A 19,244-nucleotide genomic window follows, 5' to 3' on the forward strand; every position below is an offset into this window, starting at 1 on the left:
GGCCAAGTCTAGGGCGAAAACCCCTGGCTCCGGGACGTGTCGGCGCGTAGGAGCCTCAGTTCGGGGTGCCGACCTCGGCGGTGAAGCCGCGTTCCCAGGCGTGGTGCTTGCGCCCGGCGTCCAGGACGAACGGCGAGATCGACGCCGCCCCGACGAAAGCGTTGTTGACCCACGACCCCGGGAAGCGGCAGGGCCGGAGCACATCGAGGAAGAGCACCACGCGGGTGCTGTCGGAATCGTTCCATGCGCTGTGCTCGTAGGAGTCGTCGAACAGCAGGCTCTCGCCCTCGCGCCAATGCCGCGTCAACCCGCCGACCCGGATGCCGCACCGCTTCGGATCGCCGATGCGCAGCCCGAGGTGGTAGCGGAGCACCCCGTTCCACAGCCCGCGGTGCGGCGGGATGCGCTTGCCCGGCGTCAGGATGGAGAACATCGCCGTGACGAGCCCGGCACCTGGTCGAGCAGCGCCGCCGTCTCGGGGCAGCGGGCCCGGTTGGCCTCCGACCGGACGCCGTAGCCGCAGAAGAAGAAGGTGCGCCAGCGTTCGTCGGAGATCGAGGCGACGTCGCTGGAGATCTCGTGAAAGGCGGGCAGGTCGTCGCAGTGCACCAGCACAGCGTCCATCTCCGCTCTGATGGTCCGCCAGTTCTCCTCCCGGAGACGCGACCACGAGAACTGGCCGGGATCGAGGAACGGCTCCGTACTGACGAGGGACGTATGAGCGACGACCCGCTCGAGCGGGGACAGCAGCCGCATGGCGGCGTCATACGTGTGGTCGCGAAGACTCTTGGCCATGGCAGCGAGAATAGAAGTGAAATCGCTCGCCGACATGGTCCGACACGACGATAAGCGCAGGTCAGGGCCCCGGCTTTTCGGTGACGAAGATGGCCGTGCCGGGGAACAGCTCGCCGCGCAGCGGGCTCCACTGACCCCATTCCCGGTCCAGCCACTCCGGCCAGTCGGGTTCGACGATGTCGCGCAGCACCAATCCCGCGGCGACGATCTCGCGGACCCGGTCGCCGATGGTGCGGTGGTGCTCGACGTAGGTCGCCGCGCCGTCGGCGTCCACCTCTACATAAGGGGTGCGATCGAAATAGGGAATGGACGCGGTGAGGCCCGCCGGGCCGGGGTCGTCGGGGAAGATCCAGCGCATCGGATGATTCACCGAGAAGACCCAGCGTCCGCCGGGCCGCAGCACCCTGGCCACCTCGCGCATCAGCAGCGCGGAGTCGGCGACGAAGGGCACCGCGCCGAACGCCGAGCAGGCCAGGTCGAAGGACGCGTCCGCGAACGGCAGCGCTTCGGCGCCCGCCTGCACCAGCGGGACCCGCGGCCCGCCGCGCGCCATCGCGGCCAGCCCGCGCTCCAGCATGCCCATCGAGAGATCGAGCCCGACCGGCAGCGCGCCCTGCCCGGCCAGCCAGCGCGCGCACGGGGCCGAACCGCAGCCGATCTCCAGGACGCGCTTGCCCGCCAGGTCCTCGCCGAGGAAGTGCATATCGCCCTCGTGCAGTCCCTCCGGGCACCACACGAACTCGCCGCCGGGGGAGTCGACGCCGAGGAAATCGGCGTGGGTCTGGTGATACTGATCGGCGTCGGCGTCCCACCAGCGCCTGCTGGCGCGTTGACTGTCGGCCGAACTCAGCCGGCTTCGAGTGGTTCCGGCGGTTCCGAGCAGGGCGTTCGCTTGGGCATGGCGATCTTCCGACACGCGCGTGAGCTTAACGATTGCGGCGCACCGGAAACGCTCCGGCGTGGCGTGCAGACCGGTTTGCCCGTGCGGACCAAGGTCGCGTACGCTGAACGCGCGAGTGTCTGCTGTACTGACGTACCGGTGTACCGAAGTAACGATCTACCGACGTATCAGCGTACTGAAATAACAGAGCGCCCGTGCTGAGTTTCACAAGTGGATGAGTGCGGTACGTTCCTCTGTGTCCGTCGTCGCATCGTCGCGGTGATTTCGCAGCGTACCGAAAGTTCCAATGTCCGCAACCGACCACAATCCGTCCGGAGCAAACCGACACATGCCCACCACCGTCACCTCGCCGCAGGTAGCCGTCAACGACATCGGCTCCGCCGAGGACTTCCTCGCCGCCATCGACGCCACGATCAAGTACTTCAACGACGGCGACATCGTCGAAGGAACCATTGTCAAGGTCGACCGCGACGAGGTCCTGCTCGACATCGGTTACAAGACCGAAGGCGTCATCCCCTCCCGTGAACTCTCCATCAAGCACGATGTCGACCCGAACGAGGTCGTTTCCGTGGGCGATGAGGTCGAGGCCCTCGTTCTCACCAAGGAGGACAAGGAAGGCCGCCTGATCCTGTCGAAGAAGCGGGCGCAGTACGAGCGTGCGTGGGGCACCATCGAGGAGCTCAAGGAGAAGGACGAGGCCGTCAAGGGCACCGTCATCGAGGTCGTCAAGGGCGGCCTGATCCTCGACATCGGCCTGCGCGGCTTCCTGCCCGCCTCGCTCGTCGAGATGCGTCGCGTCCGCGACCTCCAGCCGTACGTCGGCAAGGAGATCGAGGCCAAGATCATCGAGCTGGACAAGAACCGCAACAACGTGGTTCTGTCCCGCCGCGCGTGGCTGGAGCAGACCCAGTCCGAGGTGCGCTCCGAGTTCCTGCACCAGCTGCAGAAGGGCCAGGTCCGCAAGGGTGTGGTCTCCTCGATCGTCAACTTCGGCGCCTTCGTCGACCTGGGCGGCGTGGACGGTCTGGTGCACGTCTCCGAGCTGTCCTGGAAGCACATCGACCACCCGTCCGAGGTCGTCGAGGTCGGCAACGAGGTCACCGTCGAGGTTCTCGACGTCGACCTGGACCGCGAGCGCGTCTCGCTGTCGCTCAAGGCGACCCAGGAAGACCCGTGGCGTCAGTTCGCCCGCACCCACGCGATCGGCCAGATCGTGCCGGGCAAGGTCACCAAGCTCGTTCCGTTCGGTGCGTTCGTGCGCGTCGAAGAGGGCATCGAGGGCCTGGTGCACATCTCCGAGCTGGCCGAGCGCCACGTCGAGGTCCCGGACCAGGTTGTCGCGGTCGGCGACGACGCGATGGTCAAGGTCATCGACATCGACCTGGAGCGTCGCCGGATCTCGCTCTCGCTGAAGCAGGCGAACGAGGACTACCACGCCGAGTTCGACCCGTCGAAGTACGGCATGGCCGACAGCTACGACGAGCAGGGCAACTACATCTTCCCCGAGGGCTTCGACCCCGAGACCAACGAATGGCTCGAGGGCTTCGACAAGCAGCGCGAGGAGTGGGAAGGCCGCTACGCCGAGGCGGAGCGTCGCCACAAGATGCACACCGCGCAGATGGAGAAGATGGCGGCCGACGCCGCGGCCGAGGCCGCGAACGGCGGCGGCGCGTCGAACTACTCCTCCGAGAGCGGTGCGCAGTCCTCCTCCAGCCAGGCCGAGCCCGCTGGCGGTTCGCTGGCCAGCGACGCCCAGCTGGCGGCTCTGCGGGAGAAGCTCTCCGGCAACGCCTGATTCGGGTAGAGCACGCGCGAAGGCCCCGGTCCCCACGGACCGGGGCCTTCGCCCTTTTGGGGGTAAGTTCGTCGGACGAACAAAGGGGGCGCACGAGTGCGAGGGATTCGGCCGCGGCGGCAAGACCGCAGCCGATCTGCTGCGGGAGTGGTTTCCCACCGCGCGGGGACCGACGCCGGTCGCGACTCAGGCGGCGGCGACGGTGAAGCGGCGCTGCGGGAAGCGCGGATTCTCCGTTTCGTCGAGGAGGGCGACGGCCAGGTCCTCGGCGGAGATGTCGGTGTCGGCGATCAGGAGTTGATCTCCGCCCACGCGGTACCGGCCGGTGCGCGCGCCGCGCTGGATCAAGCCCGACGACGGGCTGAGGTAGGTCCAGTTGCGGTTGGAGACGCGATAGACGTTCAACGCGTCCCCGAGCGCCAGCACCACGTCGCGGTATTCGGCAGGTACGCCGAGGTCCTCGGTGAGGATGCGCGTGAATTCCGTTCCGGTGTCGACGAGTTGGCGACCCGGCGCGACCTCCAGGCTGCCCGCGCCGCCGACCGTGAGCAGCCGGATGTCCGGGTGCCGTTGCAGCGCGCCCACCATGGCGTGCGCGCCAGTGACGAAGTCACTCGCGTTGGCGATGGTGTCGGCGATGCCGTGCCCGGCGTTCACCGCGCTGATCACCACGTCCAGGCCCGCGATGGCCGTGGCGATGCTGTCGGTGTCGAGCCAGTCCGCCACCACCCAGCGCACCTCGCCCCGGTCGGCGGGGAAGCGGGCGGAGTCGCGCGCGAACGCGGTCACGTCGTGCCCGCGCCGCCGTGCTTCCTGAACCACCCGGCCGCCGATGACGCCGCTCGCGCCGAAAATTCCGATCTTCACGATGCCCACCTTCTAAACGCTGTTCGTTTACTACACGCCGTTCAGTAACGACACGGCCGATAGTAGTCAAACGCTGTAGAGTGTCAACCGTGGTCGAGGTGAAGAGCCGTCGGGAACGATTGCGCCAGGAGGCGACGGAAGAGATCAAAGCCATCGCGTTGCGCCTGCTCGCCGAGGGCGGTCCGGACGCGATCTCGCTGCGCGCCATCGCCCGCGAGATGGGCATGACCGCGGGCGCGCTGTACGGCTATTTCGCCACTCGCGACGAGCTGATCACCACCCTCATCTCCGACGTCTACACCGGACTGGTCGACCAAGTGGAGGCCGCGCGGGACACGGTGCCCGAAGACGACCCCGGCGGACGCATCGTCGCCTGGGGAGAGGCCGTCCGGGAATGGGCCGTCGCGAATCCCGAAGGGTTCCGGTTGATCTACGGCGACCCGGTGCCCGGTTACCAGCCACCGCCGGAAGGCCCGGCGCGCGAGGCGGAATTGCGCGCCTGCGACGGACTCGTCGGACTCGCCGCGGCCGCGTGGCCCCGCGCCGCCGCGGCGCAGACTCTCGGGGATTCGACGTGGTCGGACTTCGACCCGGCACTGGTCGAGCACGTGCGCGCCGACTTCCCCGACTTGCCGCCCGCCGCGCTTGCCCTGGCCTTGCGCATGTGGGGCCGCATGCACGGCCCGATCGCGCTGGAGGTCTACGGCCACCTGCGCCCTCAATCGCAGGACCCGGCAAAGCTTTTCCGCATCGAGATGCTCGATCTGGTGCGGGCGGTGGGCTTGTGACAGCTACGCACGGCCGGCTTCCCGCCACCGTCTGGGAGCGAAGGAGAGTCGAGGCCATGAGCCGGATCCAGCGGGTGGCGCTGGATCTGTTCGACGAGCACGGATATCGCGAGGTGACCGTCGAGCGGGTGGCCGCCGCGGCCGGGGTGTCGCCGAGTTCGGTCTACCGCTATTTCGGTACGAAGGAGATGCTCGTCCTCTACGACGAGGCCGACCCGCAGCTCTTGGAGGTGCTGCGCACTGCCGGTGACCGCGAAACCCTCGGTCCCGCAGCGCTTCTCGCGGTGGCACGCCCCTTGGTGCCGGTGATGATCGCCGCCCTGGTCACCCCGGACTCCGAACGCCGCATCGCGCGACGGCTCCGGTACGTGCGCGCGTTCCCCGAGGTGCGAGACGGCCAGACCCGGCAGATGCGCGAGCTGGAGGAACAGTTCCGGCTGCTGTTCGCCGAGCGCTGCGGGCGCGAGCCCAACGATCTGCGGATGCGGATGGCCGCGTCCACCGCGATCTGGGGCGGGGTGGCCGTCCTCGACCATTGGGCGGGAGAAGGTTTCGCCGGACGGCTGAGCGAGATCTACGCCCCGGCGGTGGAATCGATCATCGACGCGCTGGAGGCGATCATCCGCTGACGCGGGCCGCGAGGCCACCGCGGCAGCCACCAGTTCCACCGGCCGAACAGCCGCATGAAGGCGGGCACCAGGATCAGCCGCACCACGAGGGCGTCGATGGTGATGGCGACCGCCAGCGCGAACCCGATCTGCTTGAGCTCCAACACCTCCGCGGTCACGAAGCTCGCGAACACGGCGACCATGATGGCCGCGGCGGCGGTGATCGGGCGGGCGGTGCGCTGCAATCCCTCGGCGACCGCGGCGGCGTTGTCCGGGTGACGGTCCCACGCCTCCTTCATGCGCCGGATGAGGAACACCTCGTAGTCCATCGAGAGGCCGAAGAGCACCGCGAACACCAGCATCGGCAGATACACCTGGAGAAAGCCGGTGCTCTGGAAACCGAGCACGGATTCGCCGATGCCGTCCTGGAATACGGCCACGGTGATGCCCATTGCCGCACCGGTGGCCAGCAGGTTCAGCAGGATCGCCTTGACCGCGAGCACGATGCTGCGGAACGCCAGGATCAGGAAGGCCAGCGAGATGGTGAGCACCAGGGCGACCACCCAGGGAAAGCGGCCGGTGATCCGTTCGGAGACCTCGGCGAAGGTCGCGGGCGTACCGCCGACGCGCACCTCGGCGCCCTCGACTTCCGCTGCGCGAGACTGGATCTCGTCGGTGAGCTCGGAGACGGCGGTGGAGTCGAAGGATTCCCGCGGCACGACGGCGATCATGATGCGCCCCTCGGACTGCTGGGGCAGCACCGTCGCGACGCGCGGGTCGTGGGAGATCTCGTCCGCGAACGCGCGCACCTCCGACTGCGCCGCGCTCAGCAGGGGCCCGTCGTCGGGCCCGGTGGCGAGCACCGACAGCGGGGCGAGCAATCCGGGGCCGAAGTTGTCCTCCACCAGGCGGGTCGCCGCACCGCTCGGCCGATCGCCGAGCGAACCGAGACCCATGTCGATGCCGTACCGGATGCCGGTGATCGGCGCCGCGGCGACGGCGAGGACGGCGACGCCGACCAAGCCGAACACGACCGGCCTGCGCATGACGAGGTGCGCCCAGCGCGCCCACGCGCTCGACGCCGCGGTCGAGCGCGTCTCCGCGGGACGCCACCGCGCGGGCAAGGCTCCGCGGTTCACGGCGGGCCCGAGAGTCGCCAGCAAGGCGGGCAGCAGCGTGACGGCCGCGCCGAGTGTGGCGAGCACCGCCGTCACCACGCCGATCGCGACGCCGTCGAGCATCGGAATACCCACGGCGGCCAGCGAACACAGCGAGATCAGCACGATGAGGCCGGAGGCGAGCACGGTCCGCCCGGTGGTGTCCAGCGCGACGGCGACCGCGGCATCGATCTCCGCGCGCGCCGAACGGTCTCGCACCCCGCGCCGGGTCAGTTCCTCGTTGAACCGGCTGACGATGAACATGGCGTAGTCGATCGCGGTGCCGGTGGCGATCATGGTGGCGACCGAGAGCACCAGCGAGTCGAAGGTCAGGAAGGTGGTCAGGCCGAACAGGCCGCCGACGGCGAGGGCGATGCCCGCGGCGGTGATCGTGATCGGCAGGGTCGCCGCGGCCACCGCGCCGAGGGCGAAGACCAGTACGGCGGCGGCGACCGGCAGGCCGATTGCTTCCGCTCGCTGCATGTCGGCGGTTTCGATGTCCATGAGATCGGCTTGCGCCGCACCGTATCCGGTGACCGCGACGCGGATGTCGGCGTCGGAGATCGCCGTGACGGCCGACTGCAACCGGGTGGCGATGGCGACCCGTTCCGACATGTCGCCCTCGAGGCCGACGATGCCGAACGCGGTGTGCCGGTCGGCGGAGATCTGCGCCGCGGCGTTGCCTTGGAACGGTCCGAGCGCGCCGGTGACGCCCGACGTCTCGCGCGTGGCGACGAGCGCCCGATCGATGGCGGCGCGGAATTCAGGGGCGTCGGCGGTGAAGCGCTGCGAGTGGAAGACCAGCAACTCCTGTTCCGCGCCGAACTGCGCGAAGTGTTGCGCCGCAAGGCGATCGACCTCGCTCGACGCCGAGCCCGGCACGGTGTAGTCAGGCGCGCCGAGCCGGTCGTGCAGCAGGGGATAGGCGGCGGCGCCGAGTATCGCGAGCAGCAGCCAGACGCCGAGCACGATTCTGCGGTGCCGCGCCATCGTCGCGCCCCAGCGCCCGAGCGTGCGCAGCGGCGGCGGCGGGGCGGCGGGGCGGCTCGGCTCCTTGGTCAGGGTCGGTAGCGTCATGTCCCCTCCGGGGGCGTCGAGTACCTGAAAGTCACTATCAGATCTGTCTGCAACTGTAAGTTCCTACAACCGGCTTCTGCAAGTGACTGTCAGGTGTGGGGGTGGTCACGTGCACCCGGCGCTGGTCCAGCGCAGCTTCCGGCGGTGCGTCGGTGCGGTGGGCGAGCGCACGCCGGAGGGCGCTGTCCGCGGCGAGCCGAGCCCGGCTCCGCGCGGGCGAAAGCTGTTGGGGGCGGCGGCATTCGCCGGTAGTGTGCCCGGCCATGGGGAGCAATCCGGGCAAGAACACTTATCTCGATCAGGTCGTCGCCCAGCAGGCGGCGCTGGAGGACGATCTGCGCACGCGAAAGCCGCTCGCCGCGGCCGCCCCGGCGCCGCAGGCTCCGGGCGCTCCGCCGCTGCCTCGAGGCGCGCTGGCGAAACGGGCCGAGCGAGTCGGCCAGAGCGCGCAGGGGCAGGGGCCGGGACCGGTGGAAGTCCGGGTCACCGGCTTCTGGCGGTGGCGCACGGTTCTGGTGCCGCCCAACGCTTTCGTGGTGCACACCAGGCGCGGGCGCGCGCAACCGCTGCACATCGGGCTCGGTGTGTCGTTCCGGTACAACCCGGCCACCGACTCCTACCTCGTGGTGCCCGGCGCGATGCAGACCATCCTGATCAACGCGTACTGCATCTGCCGGGAATTGCAGGGTGTGCTGGTGCAGGGCTACGTGCAGTGGATCATCGAGGATTTCGGCACCGCGTACCGCAAACTCGACTTCTCCGACGATGAGGATCCCATGCGGCTGGTCAACATTCAGCTGCGCGAACAGGCCGAGGCGGCCATCAAGGACAAGGTGTCCACGATGGGCGTGCGCGATGTGCTCAGCGACAAACAGCCGATCATCGAGGAACTCACCGCCCGGTTGCGCGCGGTCGCGGAGGGTAGCGGCGACGCGCGGACCGGCGACGCCGATCGCGGTCTCGGGCTGCGCATCGTCACCGTGCAGATCAAGGAGGCGGTGGTGAGCTCGTCGACGCTGTGGGAGAACCTGCAGAAGCCTTACCGCACCGAACAGAACCAGGTCGCCCGGCTGGCGGAACTCACCGCGCAGGAAGCGATTTCGGCCAGGGAGGCCGCCGCGCAGCGGTCGAGCGAGGAACGCCGCATCGAGAACGAGCGCGAACTCGCGCAGCTGCGCGACCGGAACGACGCGGAGCGCTTCGATCGCGAGACGGCGGAGAGGATGCGGCGCACCACCCGCGAGCACGACGACGAGCGCGCGGTCGCCGAGCTGGCGCAGCAGACCGCGCTGCACGCCGTGCGCTTGGAACGCGAACAGCACGCCGAACAGCTCGAGAACCTGCGCAGGCGCCAAGAGCTGCGGAGCAAGGAGGTGGACGGCGAACTGGCGCTGACCACGGCGCGGCAGCGGGCCGAGCACGAGGGCGAGCTGCTGATCGTGCAGTTGGAGCGGGAACGGGTCGCCACCGCCAACGCGCAGAACGACGCGAGCATCCAGGCGAACCTGGTGGCCAGCCTGCCCGAGATCGTCGAGAAACTGCCCGCGCCCGCCGAGCTGCGGTCCTACCAGATCGGCGGCGATCTGTCGGGACTGGCGTCCGTGGTGGCCCAGCTGAACGGCGTGGTCGACGCGTGGACCGCGCGCCGGGCCGCCGGGGATTCGGCCGCGGACTGATCGGTCTTCGGTCGCGTCACCCGCGCCGGGCTCCCGGGTGACACGGCCTGCGGACCTGTCACGAGCGCGTGACATAACGCACGCCCAATTTGATTGGACACAATTCAGTTGCGTTCTACTCTGGATGCGGTATCGCCGTCGAACGAGCAGAGGAGGCATGATGCGAGCGGTCGTCATCGAGGAATTCGGAGAGCCGAAGGACGTGCTGACCACGGCGGATCGGCCGGTGCCCGAACCGGGACCCGGTGAGGTGCGGATCGCCCTGGATCTGTCCCCGATTCACAACCACGATCTCGCGATCATCCGCGGCGTCTACGGCTACCGGCCGTCGCTGCCCGCCATCCCGGGCACCGAAGGCGTCGGGCGGATCGACGCGGTCGGCGCGGGCGTGACCGACCGGGCGGTGGGCCAGCGGGTGGCGGTCTCCGGCGCGACTGCGGTGTGGGCCGAGTACTTCGTGGCGAAGGCGGCGCAGGCGCTGCCGGTGCCCGACTCGGTCGACGACGAGACCGCGGCCCAGTTGCTCGCGATGCCGTTCAGCGCCGCGGTGCTGCTGGACGATCTGCGCGTTGCGGCAGGGGACTGGCTGGTGATCAACGCCGCGAACGGCGCGGTGGGACGGCTGATGAACCTGCTGGCCCGGCGGCGCGGCGTGCGGGTGCTGAATCTGGTGCGCGGCCAGGCGTCGGTGCGGGCGCTGCGTGATCTCGGCTACGAACCGGTCGTCGACACCGAGGCCGACGACTGGCTCGCACAGGCAGCCGCGGCCACCTCGGGTGCGCCCATCGTGCGCGCCGTGGATCAGGTCGGCGGACGCGCGGGCGCGGACCTGCTCGAGCTGCTCGCGCCGAACGGCGAGCTGGTCTCGTTCGGTGCGCTCTCCGGTCAGCCGTGGACTCTCTCGCCGGGCACGCTCATCTTCAAACAAGCCGTCGTGAAGGGCTTTTGGGGAGCGAAGCGGGCCGAGGAGATCGGCGCCGCCGAGCGCATCCGGGTGCTGCGCGAACTGGTGGAGCTGGCCGCGAGCGGCGAACTGCGACTGGCGGTCGCGGCGGTCCACCCGCTCGACCGTGCGGCCGAGGCGGCGGCCGCCAGCGAACGCCCCGGGCGCAACGCCAAGATCGCCTTGGCGCCCGCACCCGATCGCGCCGGGTGAATTGCAGGCCACTGAATCGGCTACTACCTTCGAAAAAGAGGTGGTGACCATGACACAGACGACCGAGCTCCAGCTCGACAACCAGGTGTGCTTCGCGCTGTACGCCGCCTCGCGGGCGCTCACGCGGCTCTATCGGCCGATGTTGGACGACCTCGGGCTGACCTATCCGCAGTACTTGGTGATGCTGGTGCTGTGGGAGCGCGAAACCGTGACGGTGAAAGAGCTGGGCGAGGCGCTCGACCTCGACTCGGGGACGTTGTCGCCGTTGCTGAAACGGTTGGAGACGACGGGTTTGATCACCCGGGTGCGCTCCGCGGAGGACGAGCGGTCGGTGCTGGTGCGACCGACCGAAGCGGGTGCGGCGCTGCTCGAGCGCGCGCGGGACGTCCCGCGGCGAGTGGCCGACGCCACCGGCCTCGACCGGGACGGCCTCGCCCGATTCCGTGCCGAGGTGCGGGAATTCACCGCGGTCGTGGAGAGCGCCCAGCTCTGAGCCGTGCCCGGCGCACGATAATGGCCCAGCCGGGAGGCTGGGCCATTATCGTCTGGCAAGCTCAGCCGGCGGTCGCCGGTACCCAGTAGGCCGTGGCCATGGTGGAGCGTTTTCGCATGGCCGCGAAACTGTGCCGGGCGGGACTGATCAGTGCGGTGAACCATGTACGGCGGTGCTCGGCGAGCGCGGCCGCGACGGCGGGGATCTGGGTGCAGTGCACGCCGCCCGCCATACCCAAACGGTGGCGACCCGTTTGGTTGATTCTGGTGCCCAATGGTCTTCCTTTGCTTGCTGGTATTGGCCTGGATCGCCACGGCGAAGATTAGCGGAACGAAACTGCCGAACACAGTATTTTGCGGAAGTAATTGCCTCGGCGTGTCGGAAACTTGTCGGGCCGCTGTGCGGTCCGACTGTAAATGTTGCGAATTGGTCTCGACCGCGTCACGGAACGGGCAATTGGGGCCGTCGCGCGTGGAATGCGAGGGGCGAGTGGGTAATCGATGGCATTGGCGCGCCACCCCGGGAGCCGAGGCCGGGCGGGCGGCCGGCCGGGGGCGGCGGATGCGAAACTGAACGAATGTTGCGGATCGGCCTCACCGGAGGCATGGGAGCTGGCAAGTCGACGGTGGCGCGGATCCTCGCCGAATGCGGCGGGGTGATCATCGATTCCGACCTGATCGCCAGGGAGGTGGTCGCACCGGGCACCGAGGGGCTCGCGGCCTTGGTCGAGGCGTTCGGCCCCGGCATACTCGCCGCGGACGGCAGCCTGGATCGGCCCGCGCTCGCCGCCGTCGCGTTCGCCGACGACGCAGCCCGCGCAACCCTGAATTACATTACCCACCCGCTCGTCGGAAAGCGCACCGCGGAATTGATTTCGGCGGCCCCGGCGGACGCCATTGTGGTGCAGGATATTCCGCTGCTGGTGGAAAACGGCTTGGCGCCGTTGATGAATCTGGTGGTGATCGTCGACGTCGACGCGGAAACTCGAATTCGCCGTCTCGCGGAATTTCGCGGCGTTTCGGAATCCGATGCGCGGGCCCGAATTTCGGCGCAGGCGACGGACGAACAGCGGCGCGCGGTGGCCGACGTCCTGCTGGACAACAGCGGCCCCGCTGGCGTGATCGACGCCGCGGTGCACCGGCTGTGGGAAGAGCGGCTGAGGCCGTTCGAGCGCAACCTGCGCACCGGGACGCCCGCGGGTCCGCGGGAGCTGCGGCTGGCGCCGCACGATCCGGAATGGGTCGCGCAGGCGCAGCGGCTCATCGCGCGACTGTGGGTGGCCTGTGGCGCCGCGGCCTCCCGCATCGACCACATCGGTTCCACGGCGGTGCCTGGCCTGCCCGCCAAGGACGTGCTGGATCTGCAGATCACCGTGGCCGATCTCGCGGCGGCCGACGGGCTGCGCGACGCGCTGGGCGCGGCCGGGTTCCCGGTGAAAGCCGTTGTCGCACACGACAATCCGAAGCCGACCGAGGGCGACCCGGACGGGACCGACCTGGCCCGCTGGGCCAAGCGGCTGCACGGCAACGCCGACCCTGGCCGTCTCGCCAACGTGCACATCCGCGTGGACGGGTCGCCCGGCCAGCGGTTCGCGCTGGCCTTCCGCGACTGGCTGCGCGGCGACGCGGCGGCGCGTGCGGAGTACCTCGCGGTGAAGCGCGAGGCCGAGGCCAAGGCGAGCGGGCTCACCGGAGAGGCCGCGTCGGAGGCGTACTACGCGGTGAAGGAGCCGTGGTTCGACGGGGTCTACCTGAGGGTGCTCGACTGACCCGCCCGATTGGGCGCGAACCACCCATTTCGGACGATTTCGCCGGAAATATTTCGGAATACCGAGAGGCGTGCTTCGGGATCGGAGAGTGGCGGCCGTCATATCGGGTGGCTGGTTGGTATCGATGCCGCGGTGCGGTATCGGATTCCGATGGGCGGACGCCATTCTTTCGATCTTGATCGGTGCACGTCTCAGCCGACCGAACGGCCGTCCCAGAATTTCCGGCATTTCTCCTCGAAGTGAGCGCGCCACCTCGGCATCGCGCCCCCGGCGACGGGCGGGCAAGCGCGCCGCAAACGGCGCGGCACAGCCGGAGGGCAGGCACAAACGGGAGGCCAGTCAGCTGCTGATCAGCGGCTCGGTGACGGTGAACGTCGCCGAACGCGGCGGCGGCACCGGAAGCGCGGGCGGATGCGGCGGCGGACTCGGCGGGCTGCTCCCCGGTCTTGCGGGCTGAGCGTCGCCGCTGCCGGGCTGCGTACCGGCATTACGCACAGTCGAGGGCGATCGCCCGGCGGGAATACTCCCGCCGGGCGATCGGCGTTTCGGGGTCTGCGCGGTCAGAGCCAGGTCAGCTCGATGTCGTGGGTGGCGAGCCAGCGATCGAGGGAGTGGCCGTGCGCCGCGATCCCGTCGATCGCGGCGGTTGCGTGGTGGATGGCGGCCTGCGCCTCGGCCGTGCCGATCAGGCCCGCGGCGTGCGCGGCGAGCAGTTCGTCCACGTCGAGGAGCTCGGTCTCGCGCTCGGAGCGCACGACGATGTCGAGATAGTGGTCGACCGACCGCCACTTCTTCGGTTCGACCCTGGTGAATTCGCCGAGGTCGAGATAGTAGTCCTGGTCGCGGCGGTGGGCCGGGTTGTAGTGGAAAACGGTGGTGCGCAGCCCGAGTTCGGGTAGCAGCCAGGACTCCACGTAGTGGAACTGCGGGTGGTCGGCGGTACGCGCCATGTACAGGCCCCACGGCTCGACGCGATAGCGCTCGACCGGCCGCACGTATCCCTTGGGATCCGTGTTGGTCAGGCTCGCGACGTCGAAGTACTCGACCTTGGGTCGGTGCACGTTCACTGCTGGTGCCTGTGTCATGCAGTCAGAATCTACCGTCGCGGCCGTTCCGTCGAGCGCTGGCGAGAAGTGCGGTGGTCACATCCAGGTCAACGTGATGTCGTGGGCGGCGAGCCAGAGCTCGACGTCGTGGTCGTGCGCCGCGAGTCCGTCCAGCGCGGCGGTGGCCCGCTCGACAGCGCGGTGCGCTTGCGCGGTGTCCACCAGGCCCGCCGCGTGCGCGGCGAGCAGGTCGCCGACGCCGCGCAGGCGCGTCGAACGACGATGGCGGACAACGACATCCAGGTACTGATCGACGGCTTTCCAGCGCCGCGGCGCGATCTTGGTGAACTCGCCGACATCGAGCAGGTAATCGCGGCTGCGGTGCTGTCCGGCCCGCGTGTGGATCACGGTCGCCCGTACCGACAGGTCGGGCAGCAGCCAGGACTGCAGATAACGAGACCCGTCGACCATGCGCGCCATGTACAGGCCCCACGGCTCGACTTGGAAGCGCTCGACCGGCCGGACGAAGCCTTTCGCGTCGGTGACGGTGAGCTCCGCGAGGTTGAAGTACTCCACCAGCGGCCGGTGCGGCGGCGGCGCGGCGGTTCCTGTGGACGTGGCGGGTGTGGCGGCCGGCACGGCCGCTCGCAGATCGCGAGCGAGGTATCCGGCGATACCCGTGACGGCGGGAGCGGCGACGAACAGCGGCAGCAAAGTGCTCATGGCGACGTCCTTACCTAGTGCAGCGCCAGATCAGGTTACACCCGGGTCGCGGGCTCGGCTCGGCATGAAAAGTTGCGGTTCGATGCCCAATTACCCTGCGGGAATGGGCAATTCGGACATCGGTGACAGGTCCGGCGGCGGCGCGGTCCGCGGCCTTCGTGGAGCGGGGCACGCCAGCGGCCGTGTCGGCCGTCGGCGGGTAATTGAAAATTGAAATTACAAGATTTGCCAATGGATAGCTGCTGTCGATATTCTGGACGGCGGCCCAGGCACGAGTGTTCCGTTCGGTTTCCGCTCCGCCGGGAGTGGGGCCGAGCAGGAGGGGAGTTCGGCCCCACTTGCAGGGCCGTCCCGCCTGCCGCGTCACCGAGCCGCGAAATCTGTCGGTGCCTGCGCCTACGCTGGTTGTCATGGCTTTCGCTACCGAGATTCCCGCCGAGGGAGAGACGCCCCTCGCGCATTCGGAGTTCCGTCCCGTCGGCGCCATCGAGCGCGCCGACGGGCGCTTCCAGGTGGTCAGCGAGCATCGGCCCGCGGGCGACCAGCCCGCGGCCATCGCGGAACTGGAGCACCGGATCAAGGTGGGCGAGCGCGACGTCGTACTGCTGGGTGCCACCGGCACCGGCAAGTCGGCCACCACGGCCTGGCTCATCGAGAAGTTGCAGCGCCCGACGCTGGTGATGGCGCCGAACAAGACGCTCGCCGCGCAGCTGGCCAACGAACTGCGTGAGATGTTGCCGCACAACGCGGTCGAGTACTTCGTCTCGTACTACGACTACTACCAACCCGAGGCGTACATCGCCCAGACCGACACCTACATCGAGAAGGACAGCTCGATCAACGACGACGTGGAGCGGCTGCGTCACTCGGCGACCTCGAGCCTGCTGTCCCGGCGCGACGTGGTGGTGGTCGCCTCGGTGTCGTGCATCTACGGCCTCGGCACGCCGCAGTCCTACCTGGACCGCTCGGTGCAGCTCGAGGTCGGCACCGAGATCGACCGCGACGCACTGCTTCGGCTGCTGGTCGACGTGCAGTACACCCGCAACGACATGGCCTTCACCCGCGGCTCGTTCCGGGTACGCGGCGACACCGTCGAGATCATCCCCTCCTACGAGGAGCTCGCGGTGCGCATCGAGTTCTTCGGCGACGAGATCGAGGCGCTCTACTATCTGCACCCGCTGACCGGTGACGTGGTGCGCCAGGTGGACACGGTGCGCATCTTCCCGGCGACCCACTATGTGGCGGGCCAGGAACGTATGGAGCGCGCCACCCGCGACATCGAACAGGAGCTCGAGGAGCGCCTCGCCGAGCTGGAGCGTCAGGGCAAGCTGCTGGAGGCGCAGCGACTGCGCATGCGCACCCAGTACGACCTGGAGATGATCAGGCAGGTCGGATTCTGCTCCGGCATCGAGAACTACTCGCGCCACATCGACGGCCGCCCGGCCGGATCGGCCCCCGCGACGCTGCTCGACTACTTCCCCGAGGACTTCCTGCTCGTCATCGACGAGTCGCACGTCACCGTGCCGCAGATCGGCGGCATGTACGAGGGCGACATGTCGCGCAAGCGGAACCTCGTGGAATACGGCTTCCGGCTGCCGTCCGCCGTCGACAACCGCCCGCTGACCTGGGAGGAATTCGCCGATCGCATCGGGCAGACGGTCTACCTGTCCGCGACCCCCGGCCCGTACGAACTGGGGCAGGCGGGCGGCGAGGTGGTCGAGCAGGTCATCCGCCCGACCGGCCTGGTCGACCCGCAGGTGGTGGTGAAGCCGACCAAGGGCCAGATCGATGACCTGGTGCACGAGATCCGGCAGCGCACCGACCGCGACGAGCGGGTGCTGGTCACCACGCTCACCAAGAAGATGGCCGAGGATCTCACCGATTACCTGCTCGGGCTCGGCGTGCGGGTGCGGTACCTGCACTCGGAGATCGACACGCTGCGCCGCGTCGAGCTGCTGCGCCAGCTGCGCCTCGGCGAGTACGACGTGCTGGTGGGCATCAACCTGCTGCGCGAGGGCCTCGACCTGCCCGAGGTCTCCCTCGTCGCCATCCTGGACGCCGACAAGGAAGGCTTCCTGCGCAGCAGCACCAGCCTCATCCAGACCATCGGTCGCGCGGCGCGCAACGTCTCCGGTGAAGTGCACATGTACGCCGACAAAGTCACCGACTCCATGCGCCACGCGATCGAAGAGACCGAGCGACGCCGGGCCAAGCAAGTCGCCTACAACGAGCAGATGGGCATCGACCCGAAGCCGTTGCGCAAGAAGATCGCCGACATCCTGGACCAGGTGTACCGCGAGGCCGACGAGGTCGAGGTCGGCGGCTCCGGCCGCAACGTCAGCCGCGGCCGCCGCGCCCAGGGCGAGCCGGGCCGCGCGGTGAGCGCGGGCGTCTACGAGGGCCGCGACATCAAGGCGATGCCGCGCGCCGAACTCGCCGATCTGGTCAAGGAACTCACCGCGCAGATGATGAACGCGGCCCGCGAACTCCAATTCGAGCTGGCGGGCAGGCTGCGCGACGAGATCGCCGACCTGAAGAAGGAACTGCGCGGCATGGATGCCGCCGGACTGAGCTGAGTCGCGGTGGCGTCCGCCGTGGCCTCAGCTCTGCGTCGCCATCCACTCGTCGACCCGGCGCTGGGCCTCCTCGCGCGAGACGTCCTCGACCCGCGTCATCACCGCCCAGCGGTGGCCGAACGGGTCGATCACGACGCCGAAGCGGTCGCCGGTGACGAAGGTCTGCGGTTCCTCGGCGCTGCGGGCGCCGTGCTCGACCGCGCGCTGGATGACGGCGTCGACGTCGGGGCAGTAATGCACGATCGAGGTGTGCACCCACTCGCCGTTCGGGGCCTGGACCCCGTTGGCGGGCATAGGCATACCGAGTTGCAGTGTCGAATCGCCGATCTCGAGTTCGGCGTGCGCGGGCTGGCCGTCGGGCAGGTCGCTGCGGCTGACCACCTTCGCGCCGAAGACCGAGGAGTAGAACTCGATGGCCTTGTTCGCGTCGGCGACCGCGAGGAAACAGGTGATCGAGTGGTAGCCGGAGGGGATGGGATTCACCGATGTCGTCATGGCTTCCACCCTGTCAGGGCGGGCGCGCCCGATCTTGTAAGAAAGCGACACCCGTCGAGGAGAAGGCGTGATGGCCACTGAGGGACGGACACCGCCCGACAGCGAGAAGGGAATTCTGCACCCGAGGGAGCAGTCCCGGCACCGGAGCCTGGCCCGGCTCACGGCGGGGCCGGGGGTCGGCGAGTTCGTGGATTGGTACTGGGTGGTGCGCTGGGATCTGCGCGGCTGCCCTCCGTATGTCGCGGAGGTGCTGCCTTTTCCGTGCGTGAACGTCACTTTCGAACAGTCCGAGCAGCGCACCGGCGGCTTCGTCACCGGCGTGTGCACCACGAAATTCACCCGTGAGCTGGCGGGGCTCGGGATGACCTTCGGCGCCCGGTTTCGGACGGGCGGGTTCGGCGCCTTCACCGGATTGGACGTCGCGTCCCTGCGCGACCGGTCGTTGCCGCTCGCCGAGGTGTTTCCGGACGCCGCCGACCTCGCCGAACGGGTGCTCGCCGCCGCGTCCGCCGAGGACCGCCGCGCTCTGGTCGAGAAGTTCCTCGCGCCGCGCGCCGGCGGTCACGACCCCACGTTCCTGCTGGTGACGCAGATCGTGCACGACATGGAGCACGACCGGTCGCTCACCCGGGTGGATCAGGTCACCGAGCGATTCGGCGTCCCTGTCCGCACCCTGCAGCGGATGTTCCGGCGCTATGTCGGCGCGGGGCCGAAGTGGGTGCTGCGCCGCTACCGGTTGCAGGACGGCGCGGAACTGCTCGCCAACGGGCGGCACGCGGATTTGGCCGCGCTGGCCGTCGAACTCGGCTATTTCGATCAGGCGCATTTCTCCCACGAGTTCACCGCGGAGATCGGAATGGCGCCGCTGGAGTACGCGCGGCATTCGCGTGCGGCGTCCGATTTGGTCGCGGCGTCCGGGCCCGCCGGGTGAATCCGGCCGATAAACGGTCGTTATTCGGAAGGTGCCGGGCCGCGGACGGATATCGGCTCCACGGCGGGGAGCCCACCGTGGCTGGCTGCAACGCAACTGGTCAAGGGCTCATCAGAGCCGTAGCCGCGCCCGTGCGGCGCCGCGTTGCGGCGCGGCGGCGCGCCGAGAACGGTATCTTGTGATGAATATCCCAGGCACAGAAGAACGTTCACCGCTGTTGTGACGTATCACAGGTTTACCGGCGCGAAATAGAATCCGCGCTGGTCGGTAAGGCCCTGCGACATTCGATGTGCGAACGCTGGGCGGAAAGCCCGACATCGGCGAGTGTGATGTGTTGCGATTTCTGCTGTTTCCGCCGTGATTGCGGCTATGGTCGAGCGCAGTCGCCGCGC

Annotated in this window: 17 protein-coding genes and 1 pseudogene; 10 read left to right on the forward strand and 8 right to left on the reverse strand. The window is 68.9% G+C overall.

Annotated elements, in window-relative coordinates; all coding sequences use genetic code 11:
* Window positions 1-55 precede the first annotated feature (55 nt).
* Window positions 56-831: pseudogene (locus tag ACRWNM_RS26010) on the reverse strand (aspartyl/asparaginyl beta-hydroxylase domain-containing protein).
* 25 nt (window positions 832-856) lie between these two features.
* Window positions 857-1,711 (reverse strand): class I SAM-dependent methyltransferase, encoded by an 855-nt coding sequence (locus tag ACRWNM_RS26015; protein WP_431970712.1) that lies wholly within the window; start codon window positions 1,709-1,711, stop codon window positions 857-859.
* Between the two features lie 313 nt (window positions 1,712-2,024).
* Between ACRWNM_RS26015 and rpsA the strand changes: the two genes are divergently transcribed.
* A complete protein-coding gene (rpsA, locus tag ACRWNM_RS26020; RefSeq protein WP_067793196.1) occupies window positions 2,025-3,491 on the forward strand; it encodes a 30S ribosomal protein S1 in 1,467 nt (488 codons plus the stop codon).
* Window positions 3,492-3,677: 186 nt separating this feature from the next.
* On the opposite strand, the gene ACRWNM_RS26025 is transcribed toward rpsA, so the two are convergent.
* Window positions 3,678-4,358, reverse strand: coding sequence for an NAD(P)-dependent oxidoreductase (locus ACRWNM_RS26025; RefSeq protein ID WP_431970713.1), 681 nt, complete (start codon window positions 4,356-4,358; stop codon window positions 3,678-3,680).
* 89 nt (window positions 4,359-4,447) lie between these two features.
* Between ACRWNM_RS26025 and ACRWNM_RS26030 the strand changes: the two genes are divergently transcribed.
* The gene (locus ACRWNM_RS26030; protein ID WP_431970714.1) at window positions 4,448-5,146 is read left to right on the forward strand and encodes a TetR/AcrR family transcriptional regulator; all 699 of its coding nucleotides are present in this window, start codon (window positions 4,448-4,450) and stop codon (window positions 5,144-5,146) included.
* 56 nt (window positions 5,147-5,202) lie between these two features.
* Window positions 5,203-5,775, forward strand: coding sequence for a TetR/AcrR family transcriptional regulator (locus ACRWNM_RS26035; protein ID WP_431970715.1), 573 nt, complete (start codon window positions 5,203-5,205; stop codon window positions 5,773-5,775).
* On the opposite strand, the gene ACRWNM_RS26040 is transcribed toward ACRWNM_RS26035, so the two are convergent.
* Window positions 5,721-7,988 (reverse strand): MMPL family transporter, encoded by a 2,268-nt coding sequence (locus tag ACRWNM_RS26040; protein WP_431970716.1) that lies wholly within the window; start codon window positions 7,986-7,988, stop codon window positions 5,721-5,723. The genes ACRWNM_RS26035 and ACRWNM_RS26040 overlap by 55 nt on opposite strands.
* 263 nt (window positions 7,989-8,251) lie before the next feature.
* Between ACRWNM_RS26040 and ACRWNM_RS26045 the strand changes: the two genes are divergently transcribed.
* The 3 genes from ACRWNM_RS26045 (at window position 8,252) to ACRWNM_RS26055 (ending at window position 11,313) form a co-directional block, all read left to right on the forward strand.
* Window positions 8,252-9,664 carry an SPFH domain-containing protein gene (locus ACRWNM_RS26045; protein ID WP_431970717.1) on the forward strand — a complete coding sequence of 471 codons (1,413 nt, stop codon included), beginning with the start codon at window positions 8,252-8,254 and terminating at the stop codon, window positions 9,662-9,664.
* 160 nt (window positions 9,665-9,824) lie between these two features.
* A complete protein-coding gene (locus tag ACRWNM_RS26050) occupies window positions 9,825-10,820 on the forward strand; it encodes a zinc-binding dehydrogenase (protein WP_431970718.1) in 996 nt (331 codons plus the stop codon).
* Between the two features lie 49 nt (window positions 10,821-10,869).
* The gene (locus ACRWNM_RS26055; protein ID WP_431970719.1) at window positions 10,870-11,313 is read left to right on the forward strand and encodes a MarR family winged helix-turn-helix transcriptional regulator; all 444 of its coding nucleotides are present in this window, start codon (window positions 10,870-10,872) and stop codon (window positions 11,311-11,313) included.
* Between the two features lie 61 nt (window positions 11,314-11,374).
* Here the strand turns inward: ACRWNM_RS26055 and ACRWNM_RS26060 are convergent, their stop codons facing one another.
* A complete protein-coding gene (locus ACRWNM_RS26060; protein WP_431970829.1) occupies window positions 11,375-11,587 on the reverse strand; it encodes a hypothetical protein in 213 nt (70 codons plus the stop codon).
* A gap of 303 nt (window positions 11,588-11,890) precedes the next feature.
* Between ACRWNM_RS26060 and coaE the strand changes: the two genes are divergently transcribed.
* Together coaE and ACRWNM_RS26070 are read left to right on the forward strand one after the other, a co-directional pair.
* Window positions 11,891-13,081: a dephospho-CoA kinase gene (gene coaE, locus ACRWNM_RS26065; protein ID WP_431970720.1), complete on the forward strand. Its 1,191-nt coding sequence runs from the start codon at window positions 11,891-11,893 to the stop codon at window positions 13,079-13,081.
* A 175-nt stretch (window positions 13,082-13,256) separates the two neighbouring features.
* Window positions 13,257-13,538 carry a hypothetical protein gene (locus tag ACRWNM_RS26070; RefSeq protein ID WP_431970721.1) on the forward strand — a complete coding sequence of 94 codons (282 nt, stop codon included), beginning with the start codon at window positions 13,257-13,259 and terminating at the stop codon, window positions 13,536-13,538.
* Window positions 13,539-13,641: 103 nt separating this feature from the next.
* Here the strand turns inward: ACRWNM_RS26070 and ACRWNM_RS26075 are convergent, their stop codons facing one another.
* Together ACRWNM_RS26075 and ACRWNM_RS26080 are read right to left on the reverse strand one after the other, a co-directional pair.
* The gene (locus tag ACRWNM_RS26075; RefSeq protein ID WP_431970722.1) at window positions 13,642-14,166 is read right to left on the reverse strand and encodes a DUF402 domain-containing protein; all 525 of its coding nucleotides are present in this window, start codon (window positions 14,164-14,166) and stop codon (window positions 13,642-13,644) included.
* 57 nt (window positions 14,167-14,223) lie between these two features.
* The gene (locus tag ACRWNM_RS26080; protein ID WP_431970723.1) at window positions 14,224-14,850 is read right to left on the reverse strand and encodes a DUF402 domain-containing protein; all 627 of its coding nucleotides are present in this window, start codon (window positions 14,848-14,850) and stop codon (window positions 14,224-14,226) included.
* 410 nt (window positions 14,851-15,260) lie between these two features.
* Between ACRWNM_RS26080 and uvrB the strand changes: the two genes are divergently transcribed.
* Entirely contained in the window at window positions 15,261-17,426 is a 2,166-nt protein-coding gene (gene uvrB, locus ACRWNM_RS26085; RefSeq protein WP_431970724.1) for an excinuclease ABC subunit UvrB, read from the forward strand.
* A 24-nt stretch (window positions 17,427-17,450) separates the two neighbouring features.
* Here the strand turns inward: uvrB and ACRWNM_RS26090 are convergent, their stop codons facing one another.
* Window positions 17,451-17,921, reverse strand: a complete 471-nt coding sequence (locus ACRWNM_RS26090) for a VOC family protein (protein ID WP_431970725.1) — start codon at window positions 17,919-17,921, stop codon at window positions 17,451-17,453.
* Window positions 17,922-17,991: 70 nt separating this feature from the next.
* On the opposite strand from ACRWNM_RS26090, the gene ACRWNM_RS26095 reads away from it, so the two are divergent.
* On the forward strand, window positions 17,992-18,852 hold the full coding sequence (locus ACRWNM_RS26095) for a DUF6597 domain-containing transcriptional factor (protein ID WP_431970726.1): 861 nt from the start codon (window positions 17,992-17,994) through the stop codon (window positions 18,850-18,852).
* Window positions 18,853-19,244 lie beyond the last annotated feature (392 nt).

The sequence above is a fragment of the Nocardia sp. bgisy134 genome (genome assembly GCF_965341865.1).
GTDB lineage: Bacteria > Actinomycetota > Actinomycetes > Mycobacteriales > Mycobacteriaceae > Nocardia.